At 51.8% G+C, this 26,018-nt stretch carries 37 protein-coding genes; 17 read left to right on the plus strand and 20 right to left on the minus strand.

Features of this window, described 5'->3' with window-relative positions; all coding sequences use genetic code 11:
• Positions 1-51 precede the first annotated feature (51 nt).
• The 11 genes from HUV30_RS11945 to HUV30_RS11995 all read right to left on the minus strand — a co-directional run bounded on the left by HUV30_RS11945 (position 52) and on the right by HUV30_RS11995 (position 9,301).
• A complete protein-coding gene (locus HUV30_RS11945) occupies positions 52-1,911 on the minus strand; it encodes a phage major capsid protein (RefSeq protein WP_174405667.1) in 1,860 nt (619 codons plus the stop codon).
• Positions 1,889-3,430: a phage portal protein gene (locus tag HUV30_RS11950; protein WP_174405668.1), complete on the minus strand. Its 1,542-nt coding sequence runs from the start codon at positions 3,428-3,430 to the stop codon at positions 1,889-1,891. Before HUV30_RS11950 ends, HUV30_RS11945 begins: the two co-directional genes overlap by 23 nt.
• A complete protein-coding gene (locus tag HUV30_RS11955) occupies positions 3,430-3,936 on the minus strand; it encodes a hypothetical protein (protein WP_174405669.1) in 507 nt (168 codons plus the stop codon). Before HUV30_RS11955 ends, HUV30_RS11950 begins: the two co-directional genes overlap by 1 nt.
• Positions 3,936-5,861, minus strand: a complete 1,926-nt coding sequence (locus HUV30_RS11960; protein WP_243452197.1) for a phage terminase large subunit family protein — start codon at positions 5,859-5,861, stop codon at positions 3,936-3,938. The genes HUV30_RS11955 and HUV30_RS11960 overlap by 1 nt, the downstream gene beginning before the upstream one ends.
• Entirely contained in the window at positions 5,851-6,405 is a 555-nt protein-coding gene (locus tag HUV30_RS11965) for a terminase small subunit (protein WP_174405671.1), read from the minus strand. The genes HUV30_RS11960 and HUV30_RS11965 overlap by 11 nt, the downstream gene beginning before the upstream one ends.
• Before the next feature lie 222 nt (positions 6,406-6,627).
• Positions 6,628-6,984 (minus strand): helix-turn-helix domain-containing protein, encoded by a 357-nt coding sequence (locus HUV30_RS11970; RefSeq protein WP_174405672.1) that lies wholly within the window; start codon positions 6,982-6,984, stop codon positions 6,628-6,630.
• Positions 6,985-6,988: 4 nt separating this feature from the next.
• Positions 6,989-7,330 (minus strand): phage holin family protein, encoded by a 342-nt coding sequence (locus tag HUV30_RS11975; RefSeq protein ID WP_174405673.1) that lies wholly within the window; start codon positions 7,328-7,330, stop codon positions 6,989-6,991.
• Positions 7,330-7,533, minus strand: a complete 204-nt coding sequence (locus HUV30_RS11980) for a hypothetical protein (protein ID WP_174405674.1) — start codon at positions 7,531-7,533, stop codon at positions 7,330-7,332. The genes HUV30_RS11975 and HUV30_RS11980 overlap by 1 nt, the downstream gene beginning before the upstream one ends.
• Entirely contained in the window at positions 7,533-8,153 is a 621-nt protein-coding gene (locus HUV30_RS11985) for a hypothetical protein (protein ID WP_174405675.1), read from the minus strand. The genes HUV30_RS11980 and HUV30_RS11985 overlap by 1 nt, the downstream gene beginning before the upstream one ends.
• Positions 8,154-8,478: 325 nt before the next feature.
• Positions 8,479-8,673, minus strand: coding sequence for a helix-turn-helix domain-containing protein (locus HUV30_RS11990; protein ID WP_174405676.1), 195 nt, complete (start codon positions 8,671-8,673; stop codon positions 8,479-8,481).
• Positions 8,654-9,301, minus strand: a complete 648-nt coding sequence (locus HUV30_RS11995) for a tyrosine-type recombinase/integrase (RefSeq protein WP_308481213.1) — start codon at positions 9,299-9,301, stop codon at positions 8,654-8,656. Before HUV30_RS11995 ends, HUV30_RS11990 begins: the two co-directional genes overlap by 20 nt.
• Before the next feature lie 92 nt (positions 9,302-9,393).
• Here HUV30_RS11995 and HUV30_RS12000 point away from each other — a divergent pair, with 92 nt between their 5' ends.
• Positions 9,394-10,077, plus strand: coding sequence for a hypothetical protein (locus HUV30_RS12000; RefSeq protein WP_174405677.1), 684 nt, complete (start codon positions 9,394-9,396; stop codon positions 10,075-10,077).
• A 736-nt stretch (positions 10,078-10,813) separates the two neighbouring features.
• Here the strand turns inward: HUV30_RS12000 and HUV30_RS12010 are convergent.
• The 3 genes from HUV30_RS12010 to HUV30_RS12020 form a co-directional block, all read right to left on the minus strand.
• Positions 10,814-11,311 carry a hypothetical protein gene (locus HUV30_RS12010; protein WP_174405679.1) on the minus strand — a complete coding sequence of 166 codons (498 nt, stop codon included), beginning with the start codon at positions 11,309-11,311 and terminating at the stop codon, positions 10,814-10,816.
• Between the two features lie 194 nt (positions 11,312-11,505).
• Positions 11,506-12,009, minus strand: coding sequence for a hypothetical protein (locus tag HUV30_RS12015; protein ID WP_174405680.1), 504 nt, complete (start codon positions 12,007-12,009; stop codon positions 11,506-11,508).
• Positions 12,010-12,022: 13 nt separating this feature from the next.
• Positions 12,023-13,087: a hypothetical protein gene (locus HUV30_RS12020; RefSeq protein ID WP_174405681.1), complete on the minus strand. Its 1,065-nt coding sequence runs from the start codon at positions 13,085-13,087 to the stop codon at positions 12,023-12,025.
• 201 nt (positions 13,088-13,288) lie between these two features.
• On the opposite strand from HUV30_RS12020, the gene HUV30_RS12025 reads away from it, so the two are divergent.
• Complete coding sequence (locus tag HUV30_RS12025) at positions 13,289-13,489, plus strand: hypothetical protein (RefSeq protein ID WP_174405682.1); 201 nt, start codon at positions 13,289-13,291, stop codon at positions 13,487-13,489.
• 21 nt (positions 13,490-13,510) lie between these two features.
• On the opposite strand, the gene HUV30_RS12030 is transcribed toward HUV30_RS12025, so the two are convergent.
• Both HUV30_RS12030 and HUV30_RS12035 read right to left on the minus strand, forming a co-directional pair.
• A complete protein-coding gene (locus tag HUV30_RS12030; RefSeq protein WP_174405683.1) occupies positions 13,511-13,963 on the minus strand; it encodes a DUF1937 family protein in 453 nt (150 codons plus the stop codon).
• A gap of 2 nt (positions 13,964-13,965) precedes the next feature.
• Positions 13,966-14,421, minus strand: a complete 456-nt coding sequence (locus tag HUV30_RS12035) for a hypothetical protein (protein ID WP_174405684.1) — start codon at positions 14,419-14,421, stop codon at positions 13,966-13,968.
• A gap of 79 nt (positions 14,422-14,500) precedes the next feature.
• Here HUV30_RS12035 and HUV30_RS12040 point away from each other — a divergent pair, with 79 nt between their 5' ends.
• Positions 14,501-14,743 (plus strand): hypothetical protein, encoded by a 243-nt coding sequence (locus tag HUV30_RS12040; protein ID WP_174405685.1) that lies wholly within the window; start codon positions 14,501-14,503, stop codon positions 14,741-14,743.
• Here HUV30_RS12040 and HUV30_RS12045 read toward each other — a convergent pair.
• Positions 14,726-15,073: a hypothetical protein gene (locus tag HUV30_RS12045; RefSeq protein ID WP_174405686.1), complete on the minus strand. Its 348-nt coding sequence runs from the start codon at positions 15,071-15,073 to the stop codon at positions 14,726-14,728. The genes HUV30_RS12040 and HUV30_RS12045 overlap by 18 nt on opposite strands.
• Positions 15,074-15,477: 404 nt before the next feature.
• Here HUV30_RS12045 and HUV30_RS12050 point away from each other — a divergent pair, with 404 nt between their 5' ends.
• The 12 genes from HUV30_RS12050 to HUV30_RS12100 all read left to right on the plus strand — a co-directional run bounded on the left by HUV30_RS12050 (position 15,478) and on the right by HUV30_RS12100 (position 21,888).
• Positions 15,478-16,218, plus strand: coding sequence for a S24 family peptidase (locus tag HUV30_RS12050; protein ID WP_174405687.1), 741 nt, complete (start codon positions 15,478-15,480; stop codon positions 16,216-16,218).
• A gap of 16 nt (positions 16,219-16,234) precedes the next feature.
• The gene (locus HUV30_RS12055; RefSeq protein WP_174405688.1) at positions 16,235-17,443 is read left to right on the plus strand and encodes an AAA family ATPase; all 1,209 of its coding nucleotides are present in this window, start codon (positions 16,235-16,237) and stop codon (positions 17,441-17,443) included.
• Positions 17,440-17,940 (plus strand): hypothetical protein, encoded by a 501-nt coding sequence (locus tag HUV30_RS12060; protein ID WP_174405689.1) that lies wholly within the window; start codon positions 17,440-17,442, stop codon positions 17,938-17,940. Before HUV30_RS12055 ends, HUV30_RS12060 begins: the two co-directional genes overlap by 4 nt.
• A 376-nt stretch (positions 17,941-18,316) precedes the next feature.
• Entirely contained in the window at positions 18,317-18,442 is a 126-nt protein-coding gene (locus HUV30_RS18475) for a hypothetical protein (RefSeq protein WP_276512314.1), read from the plus strand.
• Between the two features lie 17 nt (positions 18,443-18,459).
• Positions 18,460-18,864 (plus strand): hypothetical protein, encoded by a 405-nt coding sequence (locus HUV30_RS12065; protein ID WP_174405690.1) that lies wholly within the window; start codon positions 18,460-18,462, stop codon positions 18,862-18,864.
• Positions 18,865-18,891: 27 nt separating this feature from the next.
• Positions 18,892-19,653: a hypothetical protein gene (locus HUV30_RS12070; protein WP_174405691.1), complete on the plus strand. Its 762-nt coding sequence runs from the start codon at positions 18,892-18,894 to the stop codon at positions 19,651-19,653.
• Positions 19,654-19,715: 62 nt separating this feature from the next.
• Positions 19,716-19,895, plus strand: a complete 180-nt coding sequence (locus tag HUV30_RS12075) for a hypothetical protein (protein ID WP_174405692.1) — start codon at positions 19,716-19,718, stop codon at positions 19,893-19,895.
• Positions 19,896-19,897: 2 nt separating this feature from the next.
• Positions 19,898-20,182, plus strand: a complete 285-nt coding sequence (locus tag HUV30_RS12080) for a hypothetical protein (protein WP_174405693.1) — start codon at positions 19,898-19,900, stop codon at positions 20,180-20,182.
• Positions 20,182-20,568, plus strand: a complete 387-nt coding sequence (locus HUV30_RS12085; RefSeq protein WP_174405694.1) for a hypothetical protein — start codon at positions 20,182-20,184, stop codon at positions 20,566-20,568. The genes HUV30_RS12080 and HUV30_RS12085 overlap by 1 nt, the downstream gene beginning before the upstream one ends.
• Before the next feature lie 2 nt (positions 20,569-20,570).
• Positions 20,571-20,879 carry a hypothetical protein gene (locus HUV30_RS12090; RefSeq protein ID WP_174405695.1) on the plus strand — a complete coding sequence of 103 codons (309 nt, stop codon included), beginning with the start codon at positions 20,571-20,573 and terminating at the stop codon, positions 20,877-20,879.
• A 2-nt stretch (positions 20,880-20,881) separates the two neighbouring features.
• The gene (locus tag HUV30_RS12095) at positions 20,882-21,109 is read left to right on the plus strand and encodes a helix-turn-helix transcriptional regulator (protein ID WP_174405696.1); all 228 of its coding nucleotides are present in this window, start codon (positions 20,882-20,884) and stop codon (positions 21,107-21,109) included.
• Between the two features lie 140 nt (positions 21,110-21,249).
• Complete coding sequence (locus HUV30_RS12100) at positions 21,250-21,888, plus strand: hypothetical protein (protein WP_174405697.1); 639 nt, start codon at positions 21,250-21,252, stop codon at positions 21,886-21,888.
• A gap of 284 nt (positions 21,889-22,172) precedes the next feature.
• On the opposite strand, the gene HUV30_RS12105 is transcribed toward HUV30_RS12100, so the two are convergent.
• Positions 22,173-22,640 (minus strand): META domain-containing protein, encoded by a 468-nt coding sequence (locus HUV30_RS12105; RefSeq protein WP_174405698.1) that lies wholly within the window; start codon positions 22,638-22,640, stop codon positions 22,173-22,175.
• A 756-nt stretch (positions 22,641-23,396) separates the two neighbouring features.
• A complete protein-coding gene (gene pyrR / locus HUV30_RS12110) occupies positions 23,397-23,936 on the minus strand; it encodes a bifunctional pyr operon transcriptional regulator/uracil phosphoribosyltransferase PyrR (RefSeq protein ID WP_243452166.1) in 540 nt (179 codons plus the stop codon).
• A 244-nt stretch (positions 23,937-24,180) separates the two neighbouring features.
• Between pyrR and HUV30_RS12115 the strand changes: the two genes are divergently transcribed.
• Both HUV30_RS12115 and HUV30_RS12120 read left to right on the plus strand, forming a co-directional pair.
• A complete protein-coding gene (locus HUV30_RS12115) occupies positions 24,181-24,507 on the plus strand; it encodes an IscA/HesB family protein (protein WP_174405699.1) in 327 nt (108 codons plus the stop codon).
• Positions 24,508-24,718: 211 nt separating this feature from the next.
• A complete protein-coding gene (locus HUV30_RS12120) occupies positions 24,719-25,039 on the plus strand; it encodes an IscA/HesB family protein (RefSeq protein ID WP_174405700.1) in 321 nt (106 codons plus the stop codon).
• Between the two features lie 79 nt (positions 25,040-25,118).
• Here HUV30_RS12120 and HUV30_RS12125 read toward each other — a convergent pair whose 3' ends face one another.
• Positions 25,119-25,865, minus strand: a complete 747-nt coding sequence (locus tag HUV30_RS12125) for a substrate-binding periplasmic protein (protein ID WP_174405701.1) — start codon at positions 25,863-25,865, stop codon at positions 25,119-25,121.
• Between the last annotated feature and the right edge of the window lie 153 nt (positions 25,866-26,018).

Here is a 26,018-nt window from a genome sequence, read left to right on the forward strand (position 1 = left end):
TCTACCCCTTATGGTACGGGGCGGTCATGCCGCCCCGGTTGTACGTTGTCGTTAAACAGTGGTGCCCACGCAGAACGATTCGGCACGGCGGGCCGCAATGTCCACATCCTGCATCGCCACGATGCGCAGACGGCCCTTTGCACTATGGGTATAGGGGTCCAGAGTCAGTTCCAGGCCACCCCACAGGCCGATAATGAGGTCCGCGAAGTTGCCGAAAAACGCATCTGCGGCGGCAATCTGGTTGGTAACACCTGCGGTATAGCCGTTGATGGTGTTGCCGGTTTCCCAAATGGTAGCCTCGGTATTGGCAAACTTGGGGGTGGTTTTGCAGTGTCCGCGCGTCTTGGCGTTGATGAGGTAGGCCATGCTGTTCACATCAGCATCATCGGCGGCAATTTCGCTTTCCATTGCCACCAGTTCGGCAAAGGTGGGCTTTCCGCTTGCGGCGAACGGCACCGCGTTCACGCCGCTGATATTCTTAATGCCCAGAGGCTCATCGTTGCCGGTTCCATAGAAACCAAGGTTATCAACTTTCAGGCCAACAGCCTTTGCCAGGTCGAAGCGAATCAGGGCTTCAACGTCAAGGCTCGACTGCATAAGCAGGCGGCGAGAAACCTCGGACATCGCGCCTATCGTGGTGGGCGACATTTTCACCTGGCCGAAATCACCCTGAGATTCGGACACATCCGTATCTTCCCCGACAACGTAGCCGGTAGCGCCGGAAAGCTGTTTCGGAATATCCACGTTACCAACCAGGCCAGCCAATTGCGTACCGTACTGCATGAGCAGAGTGCGACGACGCAGCATTTCAATGAAACTGGATGCCATGAGGTCCGTGCTTACCAGGTTGCCACCGTGGGGAGCGGCTGCATTGCCGGTGCTATAGGTACGCTGTAGCGGGGCGCAAAGAACTTCGGGGGGGATGATGATACCGCTTGCATCACGTCCCAACCGTTCGGCGGCTGCGGCAGATGCTTCCAGTTCCAGCGCGGCGGCTTCACGAACCTTCTTATTGTGCTGGTTGTTGGGGTCCAGACAACGCAACACGTTTACAAAGCTGTAGCGCTGCACGTCCTTTTCAGACAGGCCCACGGCCTCGTTTCTCTCGTCCGGGGTGGGCTTCTTGCTGCGGCCATTCATTTCCTTGAGCAAGAAGCTCTGGAAATCTTCGGGGGTCTTGTTCTCGCGCACGAACTTTTCCGCATCTTCGGGGGCATTGTATTCGCGCCCGAGAGTAAGAATGGTATCAACGCGGGTACGTTCCGCCTGTACGGCCTTTTCACGCACTGCCTGTTCGTCCATCTGCGGCGCGCCTTCGCCGTGCTTCTGAGGGGTGCCGGTTCCGGGCATAGTCCTTTCCTCCATGTTAGAAAGCGTATTGATTTCAGGCGCGCCACCAAGGCCGCGCCCAACCCCCACAGACGTATCCAGGGGGATGGTTACGAATGAAATTTCAAAGGGTTCCCAATCGGTAGCCCTGTAAACGTCGGTATCGTCATCACGGGTTTCAACCAGTTTGACTTCATGGACTTCAAAGCCCACGGAAATATGGCGCAGAATGCCGTCCACAACATCGCGAAACTTCTCCTCCGCGAGAGTGCCCCGACCAAACCGGACTACAGCCCGCCCCTTGCCGTCCGCGTCGATCCGCGCCGATTCGACAACCGCGATATGGGCGTCTCGGTCATGATTGAACAAAACAGGACCGCCATTATTCAGACGATCCAGACGCACGGCGGCGCTTGAATGTTCCAGTACCAGGACAGTACGCCACCACTGTTTGATTTCCGCATCACTGGAAAAGGCAACTTCCACCGTGCGCTTTTCCTCATCCACGGACCGCACGGCATCAATGCGGAAAAACGCCCGAGTGGCTGTAGTCTTGATGCTATCCTTCGTCGGTTTCATCATTTCCGGCATCGTCCGGTACCTCCTCAATTATCGGGGCCGCCTTGGTTGCAGCTTGGGCAATACCCAACGCCCCCCACTTGCGGCGCTCCTCTGCGATTTCGTCAAACACTTCATCAGGATCACGGCCGCTTTCCCGGATGGATTCAGACACGGACCGCATAAGGCCGTCCTGTTCCGTGCGGTGCGCGTTGGCATCCTTCGCCGGATCAACCCAAGCCCATCGACGCGGCTGGAAACGGGCGCGCTTGTATTGCCCCACACGCTCAACACGTAACGGGGTAAGACCGATGGTTATAGCCCCGGCCAGCACAGCAACGGAAACCCACGCCTCAAATACAGGGCGGATCAGCTTATCAACGAACCATTGTTGCAGGTCCTTCCAGGTTTCACGCTCATCAAGCGCGCCTGCCCGTAAGCTGGAATAGTTGGCCTTTGAAAGATCGCCGGTCAGGGCAGAATAAGAGACATCAAGCCCGGCAGATGCGGACGTGAGACACGCACGGGTAAAGGTTTCAAACTCTCCCTGCGGATATTGCGGATTGTATTCCTTGAAGGTGTAGCCAGGCGGGATAACGTCGAACGCACCCGGCTCTGCGGATTCTGGAAAATCCAATTCGTCCTCATCATCACCCGCCACGTCCACATATTCGGGGTCCGCCTGGAAAAAACCCGACTTGGTAGCCCCAACCCTCGCATTGATTACGGCGGCGGTTTCATACCGGGAAAGATGATGCAGACGGGTCAACGAGGTCCCCATCCAGGAAAGGCCGCGCGGCTGCCCGATAAACTCGGGCAAAAAAAGGTGGATCATTTCCGAAGCCGGTACGCGCTGGTACTTGGCCCCGCTATATGAGAAACCTTCCGCGTAGTCTTCGGCATCCACACGAATATAGAAGGCTACCCGCTTACCTTCCGGGGTAAATTCAATACCGGCGCGAATGCGGTTCCCGTTACGCAAGTCTTCACGCAGAGACACATCAACGCGGGTCGGGTCGATAAGCTGTAACTGGATTCGATACTTGCCATAGTCCCGCCCCTTCAAGATGCGAACAAAGCATTCCCCATCTCGTGCAACAGTCTGAACAACTAAGCCCTGCAACTCTCGCCAGGTAAGCGTTTCGGTAACCTCGGGCATCAAGCCCCATTCCTTCCACGCTTCTGAAATGGCCTTGCAGGCAAGATCGTCAACGGTTCCATCCGGCTTTAACACCGCTGGAATCACTTGAACGCCAGCAGCCCCGACAATGTTCTTACGCACCAGGCGCAAGAATTTCTTGCCGTGGTCCATGTTCACTTGGGCATCACGACCACGGGCACACAGGGCGCGCCATTCCCGCTCAACGATTGTTACGGGGCTTTCGGGATGTTTGGGCCAGGATTCGTTAAGGCGGCCTCCCTGTGCGGCTTCGTATCCGCGCAAGGTAATTCGCGGCAACGCCTTACGGGTATGGCGGCGTGGTTCCGGCTGCGGTTCTACGTCTGCGGACCTGCGGCCCCTGAAACGGTCGAAAATACCCATTAGAGTCGCACCCCTATGGAGCGTATGCCGCCCTTGCCGCGCTGTTTGTTTATGCGGGAGACAAAGAAGGAACGCAGTTTGAGCAGGTCGGCAACGCTCATACGCTGCAACTCACGGTCTTTGATTTTGTAGCTTTGCTGATCTTTGGTCGCCCTGTTCGCCAGAACGGCGTTGATTGCATCAAGGGCAATTTCGGCCTCGGTACGGCCGTCGAAAGTTTCCACATCAAGCAGGTTCACCATCACAACCAGTTCGCCATTAAGGGCAACCTGTTGTTCGCTTTCGCGCAGTACGATCACCTGCCACCAGTAACGGCCCACGGCCATATCCACAGGCAGGGAAAAATCGAAGCTGTCACCGTTTGCCACACCTTCCACATCATGCTTTGCGCCTCCGCGAAGGATGAGCGTTGCCGCCCATCCTTCCGAAGGCAGATAGCCGTCCAGTGCAAGGGAACAGGAGACGGATGATCCTCGGTAAATCTGTTTTGGTATGCTTGGTAACATCAGCCCATCACAAAGCTTTCGCGCCGCTTCTTACGGGAACGCAGTTTTACTTTCTTGCGTTTCTGCCCCATTTCCTCCGGCACTTCCTCTGCACTTTTTGCAGTTTCCGGCATTGTTTCAGGACCGTCGGGCATGGTGGCGGCCTGCTTCGCCAGGCGTTTTTCAAATCGGGCAAAGTTCGGGTTCAGAATGAGTAAGGCGGCGTGTGCGTACACCCTGCAATCAAGGGCTTCATTTCGCGGACGGACCTTGAGCCATTCCCGCTTGGGCCACCCCTTCACGTAACGGGTGACGCACTTTTCTGCGGTCAACTGGCGGAAGTATTCTTCTTCATAGTGGGCAGGCCAATGACAGCGCCCTGGACCGGAACCAGGCAACGCAAGGCGCTTGTATAAGAGGGTTTTCGCCTGGTCCGTACCAATCGTGAACAGTTCCACAGGGCGACCACTCCGACGGCCCGTCTTGCGCTTGGTAGGTGCGGAGACAATGGGCACCCCATCACCGCCCTTGCCCTTAATGGCAAACACGCGCTGCCCCTTGCGCTTCTTACAGTAACCGTAGACGGCCTGGGTATTGGCTCCACCCGAGTCAATGCAGCTACAGGAAATGGAAAGTTCCACCCCGTCCGTGTTGGTCCAGCGCCGGTCAAGAAAATCGTCCAGGGCTTCCCACACTTCCGACTGATCGGGGTCACCGTAGAGAATAGCTGTTTCCACGGACCAAGATTCTTCACCGTGGCCCCAGGCGACCACCTCCACTTCCAGGCGGTCCGGTTGGGTATCAATGCCTGCGGTCAGGATGTAAGCGCCAACGGGCACAGCGGCCCCGTATTCCTCCCGACGCTGCATCAGGCCGGTGTCGTCTATGGTTTCGCCTTGTTCTTCCCAGGTTTCCGCAAGCGAAACGTTGACGAAACTCTGCACGTCTCCCGCATGTTTCTTATCCAGAAAACTCTGGGCAATATCCCGCCATTTACGCCACGGGCTATAAAACTCGTTCAGATGAAAAGACGCATGCCCCATAAAGGGACGTTCCGCGCGCCACTCGCCAGCCTTGAGCATTGCAGGCTTGTGCTTGTCTTCAATGGTGCAGCCGCAATGCTCACAAATATAGTACGCAGTATCCGGCCTTGCTGTGCCGTCTGCGTCTGAATCCCATTTGAAATAGGCAAATTGGAAAGTTAGATAGTTATTGCAGTGAGGGCACGGCATCCAATACTTGCGTCGGTCACCGGCCAAATAGGATTTTTCAACTCTGGAAAAACCCTTAATGGTGGGGGTACTGGTTTCCAGCAGCTTGCGGCGGTCACCGAAGGTTGCGGCACGCTGCCACAGCAATTGCACCGGGTCGCCTTCCTCGGTCATGGTGTAACCGTCGATTTCGTCACAGTTGATAACCGGGGCGGAACGGCCGCGCATGGTGTTGGTTGATCCAGACCAGGAAAACATGAGGAAGCCGCCGGGGTATGACTTCATAAGGGAGTTGTTCACACCATCACGGCCGCGCGGTTTGGCGACCTTATCCCGGATCACGGGAGTATCGCGCAACAGGGGGGTAAGCTTGGTTTCTGTCCAAGTCTTGAGGTCGGACTGTGTAGGCTGCATCATCATGCAGCTTTTCGGCTCTTGAGCTATGGCATAGCCAATGCCGTTATTGATAACCTCTGTTTTCCCCGTCTGTGCTGCCCACATCAGGGTAATACGGCGTGTCACCCTATCGCCGATACAGTCCATAGGCCCGCGCTGGTACGGGGCATTGTCAGTCCGCCACGGTCCCGGCGTGGCGTTCGCCTGCCCGATGTGGCGGTACCGATCCGCCCATTCGGAAACGGTCAGGCGTTCAGGTGCTCGAAGGTTTTGAGAGGCTTTGCGAAAGACTTTGCGCAAGCCCTCCATATTCGACAGGCTTCCGAACTCAATCGGCATCTTCAACCTTCTCCAATAAATCGGCCTCGCTCAGGGCATTCAAGGCGAGGTCAATTTCTTCTTCAAGGATCACTTTAATTTCGGTTTCATCGTCCGCAGCCATAAGACGCAAGGCGGTGCGTTCCGGTATGGAAAGCAATGCCTGGCGAACCTCGACGAAAGCGGCCGTCAGGGCGCGTTCCATCTCTTCAATCGGGGCGACCTCGCCGGACAGCTTGGCGGCCTCAATCTCTTTGCAACGCACCTGAGCAACCAAAAGCCGCCGATCCAGAACAGCCTTCGGCACTTCGTCGCCAACATCGCCAACGGCCTTTGCTACTGCCCTGTCGGTATGCCACTTCACGCACTCGGCCAGGTCAAACACCCAGGCGGCCCCCCTGCCCCCTTGCTGAACACACGGCAACCCCTCACGTAAGCGGGTGCGGATCGTGGGCAAAGACAACCCCAGAGCAAGGGCGAGGCCCTGCATATCCACAGTAGCCCCGCCAACCTGTGTAAAACTCTCCGTTTTTTTCTGTTTTTTCTTTTTCGCTTCTGTCGTCATTCCAGCCCCTTAACCGGATTCTCCACATAGTTTTAATGTGAGAAACAGAAAATTGGTTTTGAAATCCACGCACACCGAAAACTCTGAGATGCTAGTGGACCCGCTGTTTACCCCTCCGGGAAGGACCCGTTTAGCGGCGTATAGATGCGTTTAGCGGTGTTTAGCCTTTGAACTGGTTAGTTATTGGGGAATGTTGCGGTTCTAATGCTAAACGCTTGCTGACTACTGCCGCACATTATTGCAAACCACTGTGTACACTGTCCTTTCTGCCACTCCGATACGGGCCGCAATGGTCGCCGCACTCATCCCCTCACGACGCATGGACAGGATGCGTTTATCCCTTTCCGCGCGGATCACGTTCGCGCACTTGGCCATAGGCAAAATGAAGCCGGGAAACTCCTTCGACAGCGCTTCGGCGTGGGCATCCCCCACCACATCACGCAGCCAATGATCCAACGGCAAACGCTTGGGGATATACAGTGAACGGCACTTGCAGGCTCGGGCCAACGCAAGCGCCCCCTCTCGGCCTATAATGTCCGCTACAACCTGGGCGGTTTCGGGTAATGCGGCATCGCTCATCCTTTCACCCCTTGTCGGATTTCAAGGTCTTGGCGGCACTGCATGCGCGCTCGGCCAGCACGTCCAGCAGCTTGCCACCTGAATAACCGGCGATAGCCGTACCGGAAGATACAGCGGCGGGCGGTATGCCAAGGCTCAACAAAAGGCCGTGGGCAACCCACCCGGTAAAGCCCGCAATGGCGAGAGATGCCACAACGGCTTTGATGGAGCACGGCGAACCACCACGCAGAAGTTTGATACCACCGCCAAGCATGGCTATCAGGACAGGGGGGCACCAGCCCCCCATCCATTGCAAGACGGCACTGAGCCACTGCACGCATGCTTCATAGGTCATGCGCTCGGGCATTATTCGCCGTCCTGTGCGGTGTTGTCGGGTGAAGGGGTCAGGTCGGGAAGGTTGCGAATATCGGCCGTCTGCCGTTCAAACTCTTCAAGGCTCGGAACGGTGTAACCCTCGGCACTGAGGCGCTTTGCCATCCTGTAGCCTTCCATGCCGACTCTCAACGCGGATTCAGCCAGGGCAAGAGCGGTGATAGGATCAAAGGGCATTACTCACCCCCTTTGCTGTAAAGGAAGGATCGCGCCTTGATGAAAAGCGCGGTGCAATCCTGCAAGGCGGTTTCGGCATCGATGCGCAGTTGCGACCAGTTCGGCGGCTCGGTCCTGGTCCTGGCATAGATCATGGCCGCATCGTCATAGGCCACGATTGCCCGCTTTGCCGTGTCCATCACCGGGGCAACTTTGGTTTCCAAGAACTGCACCCCATCCGGGGGCAAGGATGCGTGCAGGGAAAGGTATTCATCATGCAGGGCCGCGTACCCGGTATTCAACTCGGTACCGACGGCCACCCCCTTGTCATACGGTGCCAGGCCGGAAAGCGCGCACCCGGTCATAGCCGACGGCACCAACAGCAAAAGCAGGATCACGCCCGCCGCTTTGCCTGTTAGCTTGGGAACTATCTTAACGCTTACGTTCTTCGTTGCCTTGATACGGCCATAAATGGACAACAGGCCGCCAATGCCAACACCGATGGACAGGCCAACATCCACCATTTGCGACTGTGCCGCATCGTCCACACTGTACCCCATCGCCATAAGCACGGAGCACAGTATGGAGATGACGACACCCCACACGGTACGCGACTGCAACAAATGCTTCGTCTCTTCCATGATCAATCCTTTTGGCTAAATGTTTGCGCAAAAACAAAAGGCGCATCTTTAAAAGACGCGCCTATAATAGACTAACACACCGCATTACGCGATGTGCCTACGTGCGTATGCACATTTTAATTACACTTTAGACTCTGTTGTATTGTTGATTTGAGTTGATGATATGTATTCAAGTGTGTTTGTAATGGTAGATACAAACACTTCAACAGACATTTCTTCATGTCCACACCGCTTGCAACGTCGAATACGCACCGTTCTTTCGGTATCATCAAATGCCCTTGGGGCACTTGTAGGCGTTCCGCACTTTCGGCAGGCAAGAGACATATCAATCCCTCTCAATATCGTTCACGGTCCGTTCGTCCATGAATGCGGTCAGGTCCTGTTCTTTCACGCGGTAGCATGGCCGTTTTTGTGTGCCCATATTGTACCCACGCAACTCCTTACGCCTGATCAACCGGCGCACCCATTCGGGTCGCCTTTTCAAACGCGCTGCCACTTCATCAACGGTCAACGTCTGCATGCAGCATCCTCCCCATATGCCTTATTGCCGCGCGGCGGCTCTCATCGCGGAATGAAAGATAATGCGTCGTGCTCTTGGGGTCTTTGTGCCCCAGGGCTTGCGACACCTCCATAAACGGATCAACGCCCCGGCCTTCCGCTACCTGGGCAAGCATGAACTCGTATGTCTCGTTCGCAAAGGTCTTGCGCATACTATGCGTTGCCACGTCTTCGGCAATGCCACACCTCCCGAAGGCATCCTGCAACACGCGGCGCGCCTGGGTGTAGGATATGGCCTTGTTTTCGTCGCCCTGGGCACGGAACAGGAAAGAATCAGGGGCCGGGTATCCAAGCTCCCGAATCTGATCCAGAATAGCCCTCCGTGCTTCCGGTGCCAGATACACGACGCGGCTTTCCTGCTTGCCTTTCATGTGACGGCGGGCAACCCGAACAGTAAGGCGCACCTTGCCGCGGGCGGTTACATCGGCTACACGAAGAGAAAGCATTTCGCGTATGCGAAAGCCTGCAAGAATACCTAAAATAAATAGGCAACGATTACGAACCACATAGCGTCCGCTGAAGGCACCTACAGCCCCAGCAACCTCTTCGTGTGACAAGGGGCGGCAACCTGGCACAACACCTCCAAACACAAATCATCGTGCAACCATAGTTATCTGAATCAATCAGCCAATCGTAATAGACAAACAATAAACACAAACCACATATAAACAAGAATAATAAAATGATAAACGAACTAATTGAAAAATTAAAATTACTAGATGAAAGCACTGATTCTGTAGAAATAGAAAAATGCATCGCACACTTTTCAGAACAAGAAAAAATAGTACATGGACACATTGGATTTTTATTTATATACTCACTACTTCTAATAATACCAACAATATCTGAAATATACAACATAGAAGTCATCACAAAACTAGGAACAATAACATCAGGAATGATAAAAGCATTTTTTGCTATTGCAAACATTTTATACCCTTTTATATTCACATTCACAACGACAACAGTAAATGCAATAATTCCATTTTCCGCACTTCAAACATACACAAGAGGAAAGCTATCCAAAGCAACAGCATCTTACTTAATCAATGAAAACAAAATAAATCCATATTACACTGGATCTATTTTTCTCAGCATTTATAGAAAAAATGAAAAAATCAGAAAATTTAGCGCCATACTAACATTATTCTTTACGTTTTTTCCTTTACTTGTAGTATTTATACTTCCAGTAATATCACTATTTGTCTCAACAAAATCAACATGCAACACCTTGACACAACCATACAGCGCACTCTATGCCACATCAGCGTTAATACTAGCTTCATACAGCACAATCCACCTACTAATTAGCACAATCACAGCACTTAAAATATCTGAAAAACTTAAATCAAAAACCAAAAATTAGATAATAAAAAAGCACATCAATCACACAATTACACAATTACAAAATCACAAAACAACTACCATCATGAACTAGGAATATAAAGTGAATTACATAAACAGAAACGCACTTTGCACTTTTAAAGACAATGAAAGCATAATATCTTTTGCTAATACAATTAACAAAGAAGAAGAGTTAATATTCAAAAAACTTAAAACTCTTTTATTTTTTTCTTTAATAGCAATAATAGTACACAATTCAAAAGAAATCTCTATCACACCGCAAACATCTTTTTTGAAATTTTGCATAAAAGACAATATACAAATATCTTTATTCGCATACATACCATTTTTAATATACTTTTTACATGCGGTACCACATGCCATAAAATTAATACTTATAAACAAACTAAAAAGGCATTCAATAATAATATCTTCTTAATCTGAAAAATCAGACCTCAGTACAATCACAACAATATATAGCAAAATTGAATCAGCATACATTTATCAAATATCAATAGATACAGGAAATTCAGAAATAAAAATAAAAGATTATATAAAGGCGCCTGTTGACCCATATTTCCATCTTTATATGCTATCATCACTTCCATTCATCATCATAACATCATACGCTCTAAACATATCAACTATCGGCATTACAACTGCTTTATACCCAGAAACGCCAAGTGGATATTTTATTGTCTTGATAATATCCTATCAGGCACTATTTCTGCTCACACTAACAAGAACTACATCCCGTTTCACAAAACAACTTCAATCCCTTCGCGACCAACAAACACCGGCAACCCCGCCCGATCACCCCGATACGAAACAACCTGAATAGCCATGTCGTAACGGTCATGGCCGCCCGTATCGAAGTGGAACCAGGTCATGCCCGCGCCTGCTTCAATGCGCTGTATGAACTCAAAACAGGACAAATTGGGGTATGCCTGCAACTCTGCCCACACTTCGGCAGGCGTGATGTTGCGGAACTTGCAATCAAACGCCCTGCCGAACTTGTGCTGAGAAAGGGCCGCGCCGGTTCCGGTGCCCATCTCGCGCAAGCCGGATTCTTTGAAAGTTCCGCCCGCCTGCCAGTTGTTCACCACGATAGGGCCGTACCGCTTGCGCAGCCGATCCAACGTAACGAGGGCCAGTTGATCAAAGGCCATGAACATCATTGCACCGCGGGCCTTGTTCGCCTGATGGAACTCGGGGCCGACTAGTTCTTCAATTCGGAAATGTTCGGGCGTGTACATCGTTCTTCCTCCGTTTGCTCTCTGCATTCACACTTCGCGCACTTGGCGCGCTCAATCCACCACCAGGGCGGCGCGGTCTTGGGACACGGCCGCATGTTCGGATGCCGTTGCCGCCATTGCCGGGCCACCTCCCAAGAGACAGCGCCGATAGCCTGGGGGCTTGGCGGTGAAAACTGGCAACCATCCGCCACAGGCTACGGCCTCGCCTCGACCTGTTGCATAGCCAGGTAGCGCGGGCCGTACAGGTTCGCCTTCATGTATTCAAAGGCGTTCAACTCCCGCCAGCCTTTCACCTTGGCGCGCTCCACGTCGGCACGGCTCATGCTCCGCCGTTCCTTGGGGTGACAATGGGCGCACAACTCCACCCCGGCCAGGCCAGCGGGCGAAAGCAGGTAAAACGCCCCATGAATGCACCCTTGCGTGCAGGGGCCGCCCGGCAAAGCTTTGGCGCTGTTGTCCTGTAAAAACCGATGCGCCCGCAGCAACACCGTTGCCAACGATTCTCCGTATTCCAGCTTGCGCCCGCTCTCCACGATAGCGGCAAGGGCGTCCGTCAACTGGTCCTTCGTCAGGTACTTCAACGTCTTGTACCCCACGGAATACCCCACGTCGGACGGCGCGGGCAGATTCACGGCCTTATGCGCATTGGCAAGCCATAGCTCAAACTCGGGAAGCGTGATGCCTGTAAGCGTCTTCATGCGTCGCCCTCCGCTATGCCTTGATTACGGCAGCAATGGCCGGTTCGTATGCTTCACGATCAAGCCGGTTATTTTCGCAGAACACGGCCACCATCGCCGCAAAGTCTTCACCGGCAGAAACGTACCGGCTCACAAAGTCCACGGCCTGGGAAAGTGCCGGAAGCTTCTTGGAAGCCTTCTTTTCCGCACTCGGCAGGAAGTTGCCTTCACGCACTTTCAGGCAGTTGGAAACGTTCAACAGCCAGTCGAAAGACGCTTTCCACTCGTTCACCTCGCCCATCAGGTACGGGCAACGGCCCACACGGCGGAAATACTCTTCCCAATCGTCCAGGGCCTTGAACTCTGCCTTGCTTCGCGCCCTGATCGCGGCCTTGCGCTTGTCCGTTACCGCCGTACAACGGGGCAGCTTATGGCCGTTCGGCTGATCGTCCACCAACAGCCGGTTATACAGGTCGGCAACCTGCTGGCACGGGTCCGCCTTTGGGGCTTGCTCCGGTTCCAAAAGCGAAGGCTCAATTTCGTCAAGCGAAACAACGCTCACGTCGGCACCAGCCGACAAGGGTACGTTAGTACCCTCTCTTATTTCTTCTTTCTGTTCTTTGTTCTCTGTTCTCTGATTAGCGGAAGGAAGCAGACCTGTTTCCGTAAAGGCTTCCGCAAAGGCTTTCTTAAAAGCTTCGTGAAGCCCGTCAACCGTGGCTTTTGCGCTCTCTAGCATGTGCATTTTCAACGTGCTTTCGGGCAAAGCATCAAAGCCGCCGCGCCACGATTTGATCACATTCGGGCTTTCTGGAATGTTATATTTGAGGAAATTCGGGAACCACACCAGAAGCGCCCCGTCATGCTTCGCAATCCCTTGCGCCAAGACTTCCTGAAAGGCTTTCTCGAAGGCTTTCAACTCCATCCCAAGCTCATAAGCGAAGCCTGGCACATTGCCCCGAATCGCCCCTATCTGCGTTAGAGTTGGATGGGTAAGCAGAAAGAAGATGATAAGCTTCGCATCCAGTGACAACGCCATGAACTTGGCATCGTTCCAGATACATGTCGAAATCTTGCGGTAGTGTTTTGCCTTGCTCATCCGAAACCATTCCCTTGCGTTTTCGCCTGGTTCCAGGCATTATTTCCTATCCGAACGCGCTAGTTCGTACCTAGCGCCCCTTGCACCCCTCGGCCCCCCGGACTGAGGGGTTTTTCTTTTTGGGCACACCTATCTTTTCATAGCCAATCTGGTACCCTCACTAATAAACATTCACTAACTTTTAACCCTTTGAGGTGCTTTATGACCGAAGCCGAAGTTCAATACATTGCGAAACTTCTTGAAAACAAATCTGACAACTACAAACTTGCCTATGTAGCGGCATACCACGCTGCAAAAGGCGGAAACGTAATTCCACCACAGGCGTTTTACCATTTCCTCAGAACCCTACAGGAAGCGGACGGGGTTGACCCTAGCCAGCTTAAAGACCCATCCTTCACATAAATCGCGAAACATAATGCCCCATCATTTTGCCTGCCCGCCCTCGCTATATGGACAACCAATCCAGCCGCAAGGGCGGGCTATCGGATCGTAGCATTCAATCGCATAGGGGCAGGTAGCGCACCGCATAGCCGATTCAGGCTCGATATAGCGAACAGGCAAGCCTAGGGCGCGTGCAATTGCTATTTCTGCCTGCACCCCTACGGACTCACGCCAACCAGGCAGGCACAGCACCCATAATTCGTGGTGCCGTTCCAGCGTGGCACGACACATTGCCGCCCAAAACGCCCAATCCTTGGGCAGACCAAAACGCACTGCCGCTTCATGTGTGAGCGTTAGCGGAGAATACACGCCATAGCCTTGTTCCCATCCTCGGGCGGCCTGCTCTGTCACCGCCAGAAAACGCGCTTGGCGCACCCTTTCAGATTCATGAGTGTAAGGGGCAGCCAGATACACAAGCACGATACCGTTACTCATCCCTACGCCTCCAAATCCTGGCGGTAGGCAACCACGGTTTCGTCAATCTCGCCCTTCACCTCTTCGGCCAGGGCCTGCACCTCGCGCATGTCCGCGCGGTCCTGTATGGCATTGTGCAATCTGGTTAAGACGGGGTAATCATCCAGGCATTCGGCAAGCACATCTCCCTTATCAGGGATGCCCACGGCATCAGGCACGCAGTGCATACCCAGGGCTTCGGCCATGTAGTTCAGCATTGCATGCGCCAACTTCGTTCCGCCTGCTTCATGCAGATCGTGCAGAAGAACCCGCACCCGTTGAATGTCAGGCCGCGCGGAATCGCCGTCATAGTCAGGGTTTCGCATCTGCTTGTAGAGTTGCTTGTGTCCACGCCGAAAAATGCGCTCGAGCGCGGGCATGCCCAGGCAGTCCTTCGCCTCTCGCATCATCTCCCACGCCTGCAATCGGTGCTTTGTCATATATCGCCCTACTTCTATTTGTTCCGCCCTTCTGTTACGGGAAAGCCAGACACACCAACCCGCAACAGAAGGAGCGGAAATGAAAGGTATTGTTATCGCGGTCAATCGTGTTCGCGGCATGGTAGCCGTTCAACTTGAAGACGGTGACCACATCGTTTTTGACAGTCTCGGCGGCGACTTCTCCAAAGGCGACATTGTTTCGCACATCAAAGACGAACACGGAGACCAGGAAGTCATGAACGTTAGCCAAGGCGCACGAGAAACCATCTACGTTGAAGCCCTAAACGCCACCATCGCAAGCGCCTTAACCCTCATCCGCTAACACCGCCTCCAACATCCGCAGGGCGTCAGCATACGCCTTGCGGGTGTACTGATGCATTTTCACCCCACCCTTACGGCACAGCATTTCGTTAACGCGCATCCCGCGTTCCGCGAGTAGAATCTTCCGCTTAAGCATCACCCGCATAGCGATAAGCCTCTCTTCCCGAGAGCCCTGAATCACAGGCCAGGCAGGTTGAATCCGCCAGTGCGCCATGTTGGAAAAATCCTCACCGGAATTGCGCAAGGTCCATTCCAGCAATTTACGCCGCGCGCGGCATATCGCTTCCTGTTTGCGCTCATCCCTATCCAGCCCGCTGGAATTCAGACACATCGCCTACCCCCTACGCAGGGAAACCCCTGCCCTGTTTCGTCTCGTGATTTTGTGGTTACTGCCGCACACTGCACACAGGAAAGATCAGGCCGCATTTTCAGCACCCTCCTTGACAAGGTCAGGACACAAAGAGGTTAGGGGAATGCCCAATCGCAAATGATACCGAACGGCATATGATGCCCCTATATTTCTCCGTCCAGAACAGTGGTTGTGCACTACTCCGCGCTTACTCCCATCTAAGCCAGTCAAAATAGCCAACTCTACAAAGGAAAGGCCATGTTCTTGCCTATAAACCTCAAGTGCGTTTCTCATGAAGCGAATGATTTCACGTGAAGACACATTAGTCAAGACCACGCTCTTCACTGAAGACATGCCTCGGGCTAAATGAAGTAGGGAGCAATAAAATGTCAGACAGATACGCGCAGATTTCATCACTCGCATGGGCACAAATCCTCGATCGCCTTAAGGCTCTACGGGATTCAGGAGAAACCTACCAAGCTATCGGTCGGCGAATGGGAGTCCAACGAGGTAGCGTTCAAAACTGGATTGATGGCTTAAGAAGTGGAGAAAGGGTTTCCTTTGCAGACATGCTAAGATACCTTGACTCACTTCAAATCCCTATTGATTCGATCCTAAAAGGTCTGCCCACAGAAGTCCCTCCCCTCAAAAATACACAAATTAAAAATTTACGCCCGAACGCACAAGCCGACCCCGCGTTCATAATGAGTGGAGAAGCCCCGTTAAACAGCATCGGCGCCGTGGTAAACGTGTACGCAACCGCAGGGGCGGGCCTAGCGCTAGACAACCAAACAGACACTCCACTGGCACAAATATCTATACCTGCCAAATATGTCAGACCGTCGTTACTAGTCGTAATCGTCGAAGGAGACTCCATGGAGCCCACAATAAAAAAAGGGGCTTATGTAGGAATTGATCATTCTGCTGAAAAGCTTATTCAAGGCGAAGTCTATGGAGTCAATTTACCATACGAAGGAGTTGTTCTCAAAAGAGTCTACTTTGACCACAGCTCCGATAGTTTAGTTTTAAAATCCGACAACCAAAAACACAGTGATATTCGCCTTCCCATTGAAAATCGTGAAGGATTAATTATTGGCAAAGCCATTTGGGTAATGCAGGACTTATAGCATAAAGAAAATAGAAATGATCACATCTATACGTTTAATAAACTGGAAGAGCTTTGCTGATGCCAAGCTCTATATTGACCCAATAACTACAATCATTGGTGTCAACGCAAGCGGAAAATCCAACATCCTTGATGCGCTAGAATTTCTACGGCGCACCTCAAGTGGCGTAAGTATAGACAGTGCTCTCTCCGGCTCTGGAGACGGAGGCCTCCCTCCTCTACGAGGGAATATTGGGTGGGCAGCTAGAAAAGGTCACAATATATTTGGCATCGAAGCAGAAATTGAAACAGACAATAATAACTTTATATATTCCATCTCAGTATACACGAAGGAAAAAGTTGTTAGAATTCACGAAGAAACACTGTATGACACAACAGCAAAAACAAATGTTTTTAAACTAAAATCAATATCAGGAAAAATAAAGCTTTTCATGCTTGGAGCTGAGCTTGGCGATGCAGATTTTGAAAATGAAAGCGCCCTCTCTACACTTCATAAAACAAAGGGCTTACTCACCCCTAAAGAGTATATCAAATCCATTAATACTATACAGTCTCTGCTTTCTAGCATTTTCCCATTCAAACCAATGCATAACAGCATGCGTTCAATCGCCCCCATATCAGACCAATATAGGTATGACGGATCTAACATTGCTGGATTCATTGCAGGACATAAAAACAAAACGAATATTGAAAGACAGCTCTCGAAATATGCAACGAAATTTCCTGAAGGAGATATAACAAAAGTTTGGACAGAATTTATTGGTATCAATAAAGAAAAAGCAGAATTATACTGCAACGAATCTTTTGGTAATACCACAAACACTGTAGATGCAAATAACATGTCTGATGGAACTCTTAGATTCCTTGCAATACTCGTCGCAATGCTAACTGCTCCAGAACACTCTTTAGTTGCAATAGAAGAAATTGATAACGGACTACATCCTTCAAGATCAGAATTATTAATAAATTCTCTAAAAGAAATTGGCTCCAAACGAAAAGTCGATGTAATCATTATAACTCACAATCCAGCCTTGCTTAACTTTCTCGGACCTGAGGCCATCCCATTCATATCAGTTGTGCACAGAAAGCACAGCGGTGAAAGCACAATTACACTCTTAGAAGATGTCGACCAGCTCCCCAAGCTTATGGCCTCCGGCCCAATAGGAACAATAGTAAGCCAAGGAAAGCTACAAAAAGCCCTTAGAAATCAGGAAGACGCACGATGAGTAAAGTGCTTATTATTGACACATGTATTCTTTGCGTCCTCTTAAAAGTCCCACACATGGAAACATGTGGAAGAAACGATGATAAATGGGACTTTACCCGTGTAAACTCCATAATCGAATCCGAACTAGGCCAGAAAACAACACTTGTACTGCCCATAGCTACATTAATTGAATCTGGAAACCATATAACAAACCACGGAAACTACACTCATGCATCCGAATTGATTGAAATTCTTAAAAAATCAATCAATGAAGAAACTCCATGGGCTGCGTTTAGTGATCAAAGCGCTTTATGGTCCGAGGAAGAACTTGATAAACTTGCTGCGGAATGGCCAGACAAATGCAAAAGCATTGGCCTCGGAGATATGACCATCACTGCCGTCGCAAATCACTACGCCAAGAGTGGTTACACCGTTGAATTACTAACTGCAGACTCAGGGCTTAAGGCTTACGAACCTCTCCCCCCCACATCCATCCCAAGACGAAATCGCAAATAAGACTCCTTTCGACACGCATAGGAGGATTTTTTATTGACCTTATTGCTTTCACGTGAAAACATGTTTTCACACAAAAGCGCTTCTAGCTGAAAACGGTTCACGGACCAAAGTAAGACCAATACAAGCAGCTACTGTGTACCCCGCCGGGCGGCAGGGAGGCACCGAACGGAGACTAGTAGGAACGCCGCGAACGAGGCCCATTAAAGCGGGAGGGATGAAAGCCATAAGGAACCATCGCGGTTTGCAGCGCTGGCCCGTGACAGCAAGGACGCCTCCTCAGTCACAACCAGACGCATGCCAGGACAAGCACCCTACGCCACACAAGCGGGCACGGGACCGCCCTGCAAGCCGCGAACAACCGCAGAAGGTGGGGCGCATGCAACGGCTAATCTCTTTTCATACTCTGCGAAACACTGCTCTCCGCTTTCTCTGCGGCGGCCTGTTCATTGTCCTGCTTCTTGCGCTCTCCGCCTTGGGGCAGATCATGACAGGAACCATGTAACAAACGGAGAAACCACCATGCCCACAGACGACGGCCTTGTTTCCCTGGCCAACCTGAAAGGCGGTGCCGTGATTGAAGCGGCCGACTACGCCCTACAGGAAGTATTTGAAAACATCCTGGACCCGAACACGGAAGCCACGCAAACGCGCGAGGTAACCGTGAAGCTGGTCTTCAAACCCGGCAAGGACCGTAGCACCAGCGCCATACTGGTTAAGGTGGATCGCAAGCTTGCCGCCCAGGCACCTTTCGACGCGACCATTGCTATCGGCAAGGGCTTGGAAGGCAAGGCCATTGGCAGCGAATACGGCGCTATTGATCCTAGCCAGCACATCTTGCCCGAAACCGTCGAAGACCCTGCCAAGGCATTTGCCGGTTCCAAGAACGTTACCCCCTTCAAGGCTGCCGCTGGCGGCGCACACTAACCACCAACCCAAAGGATACGGCACATCATGCCTAGCGTAGACCTGAACGAATCCATTGAAACACTGGTAAGGCTTGGCGGCGACCTGAAACAGGCAGAAGTGGACCGCCGCACGCAGTTTGTTGTCCATGAACACAACGGCCGCCCCTACTACAAGGGCGAGTTCCGCCCCATGCTTGAGCCGGAAGCGGAACCGCTTCACGTGAACACCCTTACCGCCCTGGCCGACTACCTGAACGACAACCCGGACGAACTGGACCTCTCCAAGCTTCTCGTCCACGTAAACAGCGCTACGGACGTGGTTATCCGTTCCGTACCCACCGGACCGCACAAGCAGCGCCCTGTGTTCATGCGTGCCGGTGCCCTGATCCCGGATCATATGTTCGATACCTACGTCAGCCCCGACAAGTTCGTTCCTTACCTGCAAAGCTGTTTTGCAGCAGGCGAAGACCTGGAAACGGTTATTGCCGTATGCGGCAACGTGACTGCCGCGGCAGAAGTGCGCCAGCAGGACGACGGCATGACGCAGACCGTCACCGCCCGCATGGGGGTACAGCGCCGCACTGACATTGAAGTGCCGAATCCGGTAGTGCTCTACCCGTTCTCTTCCTTCGTCGAGATCATGCAGCCCGCCCGCAAGTTCGTGCTCCGCTTCAAGGGTGACACCGACAAGGGCACCCTTTGCGCGCTCATCCCCGCCGACGGTGGCGCATGGCAGATCGCTGCAATCGAATCCATCAGCACCTGGCTCCGTGAAAAACTCCCCGAGGGCGTGCGCGTAATCGCATAGCGCCGCCTTACTCCACACAACGCCGGGGGCGGCCCATAGCCCCCGGCACACCACACAAAGCCATGAAGAAAGAATACACCGTAGAAGTTGCATTGCGGGTCCTGGTGCCCGTGAAGGCCGAAGACGCGCACACTGCGCAGATCATCGCCAAAGATCGCGCAGAAATGGGCGCGGCCTTCGGCGGTAACCTGCACGTCTTGGAAGTGCAGACCGGAAACCTGGAAGAGAAAAGGGAGGCGTAGCCGTGCCAATCAGCGTTCAGCTCGAAATTTCCGACAACAACGAATGCGTCGATGCCCCATACTGGTTGATAATCGACCCCATGCAAATGATGAAACCCGCCCCACGCTCTGTCGCCCAAATGATAACCGGACCGTTTTTCAGTCGCGAATCGGCAGAGAAGCACCTTGCGGCAAGGCACTATGAATTCTCCGACAAGGCTGTTGTCTGGTGTGCGTCTGGCTATTGGTCGCACCAGTACAAGGAAGCATGGCGAACAGGTTGTAAAACTGCGGTAGGCGGCGAGTGATGGTTCAACGATACAAATTCCTTCCAGAAGCGGAAGAAGCGATCCGCGCCTGCTGGTGCGCCATGGCACTAAGCTCTGAGGGCGAATACGTCATGCACTCCGACTACGCCGCCCTCCTATCTCACGCCAAACATCTTGAGACGCGTCTAAACATGGCCACATCATTTTGTGTAGGCCTGATACGCGAAAGGGAAGTGAACATAGAAGCCCGTGGGGAAGGAAAATGGTGTGTTTACAGAGGCGGCTATGTTTTGACTCGCAAAGGGAAATGGGAATATGAGCCGTTGCCATCATCTCGCACTCAGAGTTTCTACGATAATACTCGCTTCACGCTGGAAGAAGCATTTGAACGGGCCAACGCTGTAATAAAAGAATTCAGGAAATAGCCATGAACGCGAAGCCGCTCTTTCTGCCCCTCATGCGCCGATACTTTGAAGCCTTCGTGCGCGGCGAAAAGCACACCGAGTTTCGCCAGGTATCGAAGCGGTGGAACCTGGACAAAGTAACCGTTGGCCGCCCTGTTACCCTATCCAGCGGTTACGGCAGCCACAGCCGCCTACAGGGTGTTGTAGAGTCCGTAAAAGTGGCCCATTCAAGCACCCTGCCGGAAGAAGATCGGACGGCGGTTCTAGAGTGCTACGGGGGCGACGTAGAATTGATTTGTATAGGTATCAAAATAGACCGACAGGAGGCGTAACCATGCAGACCCAACCCGCAACCACTACAGCAAGCCAGAACGGTACACAGGATCGCCTCTTGAGACTTCCCGAGGTCTTGAGTAAGGTTCCTTTCAGCCGGGCGACCCTCTACCGCCGCATTGAAAACGGCGAGTTCCCCGCCCCCAAAAAAGACGGCCACATATCCTTCTGGCACCTTTCGGCCATAAACGCCTGGATTGAAGCCAAGAAAAACGGGCTTGACAACTAACCCCAGCATCACACCAAAGCCTTCTTCAATAGCCTCCACCGTTTCGGTAGAGGCTTTTTTTGCTACTCTGCACAACTTGACGCAGCAGACATAAAAAGACAATAAGCACATATATTTTCGACCACACCAAGGCGGACAACATGAACACCAGTCAAAAAATAGCACTTTTTGCTGTTATTGTTACGATCATCGGCATCACCATCGCAGAAACTAGCAAGTATTGCGATAGAGCCAACGAAAGCTACATTGCAAGCCTTAAGCATGACATTGATATGTACGAAAAATTTGAAAAGTTTAACATTCCGAAGACACTAAACACCCTAAACACAACCCTTACAGAACTAGAGAAAAATGCAAAAAATATAAATGACTATACAGATACAATAAACAAGAACAAAGAATTGGAAATTAAAAACAAAACCTTATCATCTGATATTGAGAAGTTTAAACAAGAAAATATAGAGTTAAATAAAAAAATTGAAGCACTAGAAGAAAAATACAACAGACTGATGTCTGAAAATGAAAACTTCACCCTCAAAAACAACCAGTCAAGAACACTTTTGGGCGGAGAAATAGCTGTGGGACTATCAAGAGCATCTCAAGCACTTGAAATTGCTACCGTGACAATAAACAACAAAACCCATGAGCTACGCGCTGGGCAATCCGTTTCATTAGAACTCTCTGGAAAACGCTGCACGACTGTCCTCAAGGGGATTGGATATGACAGTGCTGGCTTTGAATTCTTCTGCAAACCAATCCCCCCAAAATCTCACCAGTAAAACCGGGGGTACATATGGGGGTACATTTCCAGATGTTCAAAAAAATATTCATTTAAATAAGTCGATTATGCGTCAAATGTGGTGGACGCCGCCTCCACCATTCAAGGAATTTATAGGGTTTCACGCCGTCTCACCAGACCGTGAAACCCTTTCCTTTTGTACTGCCGCGCAAGCAATCGCCTACGCCCCCGCTGCCCCAAAACGGCCAGGGCCAATACACCCGCAGCTGTTCAATAAAAAAGGGAGGAACAACCGTTCCTCCCTTCATAATCATCGAAGCCTGATTACTTTGCAGCTTCTGCCGGCAGTTCGCGAAAGACCATAGTGCCGCTGTCATAAGGCAACATCAGGTAGAGTTTGCCGTTTTCAACATAAAACGACTGCGCCCGGTGCAAATCGCGCATGTACACCATATCCTGCGTGTCAGGAGGGCAGGCCATACGGGTTGAGAACATGTTACCGAACGTAATCTTCCCTTCTTCAAGGACATACACGCCGCCACCACGGTTGCAATCAAAGCGCATCTGCGCCCTGCTCTCGTCCGTAAGCAGCATGGTGTAGCGTTCGGAATCAGCTGCCACGATGGTTTCGACGGGTGTTATGGTAGATTCCCACCCCCAAACCTTCCCCACAACCTCTTCCGGAGCAGCCTCGCGGCCATCCTTTTGCTTTGAGAAATACGAGCCACACGCCGTAAGCATGAATATGCTCAGGGCAACACAGAGCAACGTCAGTACACGATTCCACTTCATATTCTTCTCCTGATAGTCACATTCAGGATTTGGCTCACCACCGGACACGTTGCATCCGGCAATCATCACACACCTGCGGGATGAGAGCGGCAAAGCGGAGAGCAAGCAATATGGCGCTGTCCTTTTCCGCTTTCTTCTCACAATCTCATGCGCAGCACGCCGCGCCTGCACAAGCTCTGGCACAACAGCCCACGTGCAAAAACGAACAGTATCAAGCCAAACCCAATTTACTTCTCCTTGTTCAGCTTCAAAGCGAGCCGAACTGACAGAAATGAGTTTGAACCATACATCAAATCCGCCCCACAGGCACCAACGTTTGTTTTAAAAGATGTAAATCACCATCCCGCATTCATGGGCAGCGCCTCTTCAAGGCGCGCCCCAGCACTGCAGCGGGGATTCAAAACAGCTCTCCCGTCAACAGCCTGATCCACAGCATATCGCAAATCCTCAAGAAAGGAGATCTGCGTTTCCCGCAACAGCGGCTCATCATCAATAACTATGAGCAAAACCCCATCTCACACACTCCACAAATCGGATATGTCCGGGTCATCCTCTCTTCCGGCTTCTCCAGAGAAAACGCTCTCGAAGAAATGCGCAAGGAAGGCGTATGCACTTTCATTGAAAAGCCATACCAGATAGACACGCTCACCAAAGCCCTTGATAAGGTCATTGATCCCGGTACCACCTGACGACCACGAAAACAAAACAGCCTGCACCGGAACCGATGCAGGCTGAAATATCCATGACTATGTTAAGCTATCCCTTTGCGCGAAGCAGGACCTCATCCTTACCGTCACGCTCCTTGATAAGCACATCCACACGCTCGTTACGGGCCGTGTTCATGGTCTTACCCACATAGTCGGCGTGTATTGGCAGTTCCCGGTGCCCGCGATCCACAAGCACCAGCAGTTCAACGCACTTGGGTCTGCCGAAATCAAGAATTCCCTCAAGGGCAGCCCGAATGGTGCGCCCCGTGAAAAGAACGTCATCAACCAGCAGAATAATCTTGCCGTCAATATCACCGGGCAATTCTGTCCTGTTGATCATGGGCTGCGACTCAAGGCTGGTCCAGTCGTCGCGGTACAGGTTTATATCCAGAGCGCCGAGCGGCACATCACATTTGAGCCTTTCCGAGAGAATGGCACGCAGGCGGGCGGCAAGGTCAACGCCGCGTCGCTGGATTCCAACGAGGCAAAGATCGACGCACTCTCCATGACGTTCCAACACCTGATAGGCCAGCCGCTCCAGTGTGCGGCGCATTTCCTCTTCCGACAGAATCATCACATCATCAGACATGGTGCTCCAACCTTGCGTGTTCACATTTATCACATCGGGCTCACTCAGCGGGAGCGAGCGCCAGCTCAACCTGCATCATCCCGATTATCATCTCTTATAGACAGATGCCTCCCACAACGCAATGCCCATGCCGACACCCACAATTGACATTTGTTCAATAATTTGATATATTTAAAAAATCAATACACTCTCTCGTCTTTTATAGACTCCATAAATGACGAGCACCATCCGAACCGGAGGTACCATGGTTACTCTTGACCCCAGCGCCAAGAACGAACTTGACGCTTACTTTACCGACAAGGACAAAACCCCCATCCGCATATATCTCGCCCCCGGTGGCTGCAGTGGCCCCCGCCTGGCACTGGCCCTTGACGAGCCCGGAGATGACGACGCGACTCTGGATGTTGGCGGTTACACCTTTACCATGAACAAAGACCTGCATGAGCAGGTTAAGGGCGTTACCATTTCGGTTTCCTGCGGCGGTTTTGCCGTGGTTCCCGAAGTACCGCTGCCCAGCATGGGCGGTGGCGGCTGCAGCGGCTGCGGATCTTCCTCATCCTGCTGCTCATAGCCTTGTCTACAAGACAAGTACCAACGGCCCTTACGGGCCGTTTTTTTATTTCACGCCCAAAAATACCGTTTTGAATCAGGAACAATTACTTAGAATCATCGTGCCTTATCAACGCAAGGTAGTTGTGAAATCTATAACTATGCCCCGTATCCATTGACAATCTCTTGGGGTGTACGTACTTGTACCTCCTACACCCAAGCGGAGGAAAGCAATGTTTACACTGACCGAAAGCGCCCACAAGGAACTTGCGGCGTACTTTGCGGATAAGGAAAAGTCCGGCATTCGCATCTACCTTGCCCCCGGTGGCTGAAGCGGCCCCCGACTGGCATTGGCTCTGGATGAGCCGAACGAAGAAGACACCGTATTTACCGAGAAGGAATTCACCTTCGCCATCAATAGCGCCCTGCTTGCGCAGACCGGCGCCATCAAAATCGACTTGTCCTACATGGGCTTCACTGTCGAATCCGCAAACGCCCTGTCGGGCGGCGGTTCTTCCTGCGGTGGTTGCTCCAGCGCAGGCAGCTGCAGCTAATCGCAGCTTCGACTTTTGAAATACGAAAGCGGCCTTTTACCAAAGGCCGCTTTTCTTCTTATTCAAGTCCCACCATATATTATCGCGGGCAATACTCATTGAGAACATCGTTAACCTTTCGTATTGTCGAAGCATCAACCGCTTTACTAAACAAAATATAACGACTGTTGCCCCCCGGCACATCACGTAACAGAGTAAACCCGAATTCGTCTTCACGCAAACCTGCCTGAGACAAGAGATAATGCACCTCTTCCGGCGCGGCCAATATATAGTCTATCCGCCCTGCTCCAAGCATTTTCGCAAGCTGCACCTGATCGCCAACCAGCACAAACCGCCTCGGAGAATATTCTTTGATACTCTCGTCAACGCTTTCTCCGTATGAAAAACCATCAATAACACCTAGAGTAACATTCCGGTCTTTCAACAAATCACTCAGGTCTATCTCTCCGTCTTTCCCGTTCAAAACCCCTTTTCTGTGAAGTGCCACCAGCGGTTGATCATGATACAGCAGAGAGCTGAACACGCCCCATTGCCGCCGCTCCTCGGTCATGAACCATCCTACCGAAGCTGCATTCAACTGCTCTTCCTTGAGCATTTGGACAATGCGTTTGGCAGGAAGAGAGCGGGTGCGGAACGGTACTCCGGCCTTGGCAAAAACCGCCATGGCCTGCTCGAGAAGAAAACCGGAGGGCTTACCCTCCTTGGATGTATAATAATAAGGAGGTCTCTCCATATAGAGCACGAGCAAAGGCTCTGCACTCATAGCCGGAGTATGCAGCATAAAAAGGAACATCCAGATAAAGCCCACTACACGACGAACAGACATCCCCTTTACCTCCCTGATCGAGCTGTTCGTTTAGATACAGCAAAATTTATGATTCTTCACCTACAGAATCAAAGCACCACCCGCAAAATCTCTATGAGATACCGCAAAAAAAGAACCCCGTACCAAGGCACGGGGTTCATTCAATCAGAAAAA

This window comes from Desulfovibrio subterraneus, assembly GCF_013340285.1.
GTDB lineage: Bacteria > Desulfobacterota > Desulfovibrionia > Desulfovibrionales > Desulfovibrionaceae > Halodesulfovibrio > Halodesulfovibrio subterraneus.

Coding starts and splice junctions, on each gene's coding strand:
- HUV30_RS11945 (WP_174405667.1), bottom strand. CDS start 1,911: ATGATGAAACCGACGAAGGATAGCATCAAGACTACAGCCACTCGGGCG.
- HUV30_RS11950 (WP_174405668.1), bottom strand. CDS start 3,430: ATGGGTATTTTCGACCGTTTCAGGGGCCGCAGGTCCGCAGACGTAGAA.
- HUV30_RS11955 (WP_174405669.1), bottom strand. CDS start 3,936: ATGTTACCAAGCATACCAAAACAGATTTACCGAGGATCATCCGTCTCC.
- HUV30_RS11960 (WP_243452197.1), bottom strand. CDS start 5,861: ATGCCGATTGAGTTCGGAAGCCTGTCGAATATGGAGGGCTTGCGCAAA.
- HUV30_RS11965 (WP_174405671.1), bottom strand. CDS start 6,405: ATGACGACAGAAGCGAAAAAGAAAAAACAGAAAAAAACGGAGAGTTTT.
- HUV30_RS11970 (WP_174405672.1), bottom strand. CDS start 6,984: ATGAGCGATGCCGCATTACCCGAAACCGCCCAGGTTGTAGCGGACATT.
- HUV30_RS11975 (WP_174405673.1), bottom strand. CDS start 7,330: ATGCCCGAGCGCATGACCTATGAAGCATGCGTGCAGTGGCTCAGTGCC.
- HUV30_RS11980 (WP_174405674.1), bottom strand. CDS start 7,533: ATGCCCTTTGATCCTATCACCGCTCTTGCCCTGGCTGAATCCGCGTTG.
- HUV30_RS11985 (WP_174405675.1), bottom strand. CDS start 8,153: ATGGAAGAGACGAAGCATTTGTTGCAGTCGCGTACCGTGTGGGGTGTC.
- HUV30_RS11990 (WP_174405676.1), bottom strand. CDS start 8,673: ATGCAGACGTTGACCGTTGATGAAGTGGCAGCGCGTTTGAAAAGGCGA.
- HUV30_RS12000 (WP_174405677.1), top strand. CDS start 9,394: ATGATAAACGAACTAATTGAAAAATTAAAATTACTAGATGAAAGCACT.
- HUV30_RS12010 (WP_174405679.1), bottom strand. CDS start 11,311: ATGTACACGCCCGAACATTTCCGAATTGAAGAACTAGTCGGCCCCGAG.
- HUV30_RS12015 (WP_174405680.1), bottom strand. CDS start 12,009: ATGAAGACGCTTACAGGCATCACGCTTCCCGAGTTTGAGCTATGGCTT.
- HUV30_RS12020 (WP_174405681.1), bottom strand. CDS start 13,087: ATGAGCAAGGCAAAACACTACCGCAAGATTTCGACATGTATCTGGAAC.
- HUV30_RS12025 (WP_174405682.1), top strand. CDS start 13,289: ATGACCGAAGCCGAAGTTCAATACATTGCGAAACTTCTTGAAAACAAA.
- HUV30_RS12030 (WP_174405683.1), bottom strand. CDS start 13,963: ATGAGTAACGGTATCGTGCTTGTGTATCTGGCTGCCCCTTACACTCAT.
- HUV30_RS12035 (WP_174405684.1), bottom strand. CDS start 14,421: ATGACAAAGCACCGATTGCAGGCGTGGGAGATGATGCGAGAGGCGAAG.
- HUV30_RS12040 (WP_174405685.1), top strand. CDS start 14,501: ATGAAAGGTATTGTTATCGCGGTCAATCGTGTTCGCGGCATGGTAGCC.
- HUV30_RS12045 (WP_174405686.1), bottom strand. CDS start 15,073: ATGTGTCTGAATTCCAGCGGGCTGGATAGGGATGAGCGCAAACAGGAA.
- HUV30_RS12050 (WP_174405687.1), top strand. CDS start 15,478: ATGTCAGACAGATACGCGCAGATTTCATCACTCGCATGGGCACAAATC.
- HUV30_RS12055 (WP_174405688.1), top strand. CDS start 16,235: ATGATCACATCTATACGTTTAATAAACTGGAAGAGCTTTGCTGATGCC.
- HUV30_RS12060 (WP_174405689.1), top strand. CDS start 17,440: ATGAGTAAAGTGCTTATTATTGACACATGTATTCTTTGCGTCCTCTTA.
- HUV30_RS18475 (WP_276512314.1), top strand. CDS start 18,317: ATGCAACGGCTAATCTCTTTTCATACTCTGCGAAACACTGCTCTCCGC.
- HUV30_RS12065 (WP_174405690.1), top strand. CDS start 18,460: ATGCCCACAGACGACGGCCTTGTTTCCCTGGCCAACCTGAAAGGCGGT.
- HUV30_RS12070 (WP_174405691.1), top strand. CDS start 18,892: ATGCCTAGCGTAGACCTGAACGAATCCATTGAAACACTGGTAAGGCTT.
- HUV30_RS12075 (WP_174405692.1), top strand. CDS start 19,716: ATGAAGAAAGAATACACCGTAGAAGTTGCATTGCGGGTCCTGGTGCCC.
- HUV30_RS12085 (WP_174405694.1), top strand. CDS start 20,182: ATGGTTCAACGATACAAATTCCTTCCAGAAGCGGAAGAAGCGATCCGC.
- HUV30_RS12090 (WP_174405695.1), top strand. CDS start 20,571: ATGAACGCGAAGCCGCTCTTTCTGCCCCTCATGCGCCGATACTTTGAA.
- HUV30_RS12095 (WP_174405696.1), top strand. CDS start 20,882: ATGCAGACCCAACCCGCAACCACTACAGCAAGCCAGAACGGTACACAG.
- HUV30_RS12100 (WP_174405697.1), top strand. CDS start 21,250: ATGAACACCAGTCAAAAAATAGCACTTTTTGCTGTTATTGTTACGATC.
- HUV30_RS12105 (WP_174405698.1), bottom strand. CDS start 22,640: ATGAAGTGGAATCGTGTACTGACGTTGCTCTGTGTTGCCCTGAGCATA.
- pyrR (WP_243452166.1), bottom strand. CDS start 23,936: ATGTCTGATGATGTGATGATTCTGTCGGAAGAGGAAATGCGCCGCACA.
- HUV30_RS12115 (WP_174405699.1), top strand. CDS start 24,181: ATGGTTACTCTTGACCCCAGCGCCAAGAACGAACTTGACGCTTACTTT.
- HUV30_RS12125 (WP_174405701.1), bottom strand. CDS start 25,865: ATGTCTGTTCGTCGTGTAGTGGGCTTTATCTGGATGTTCCTTTTTATG.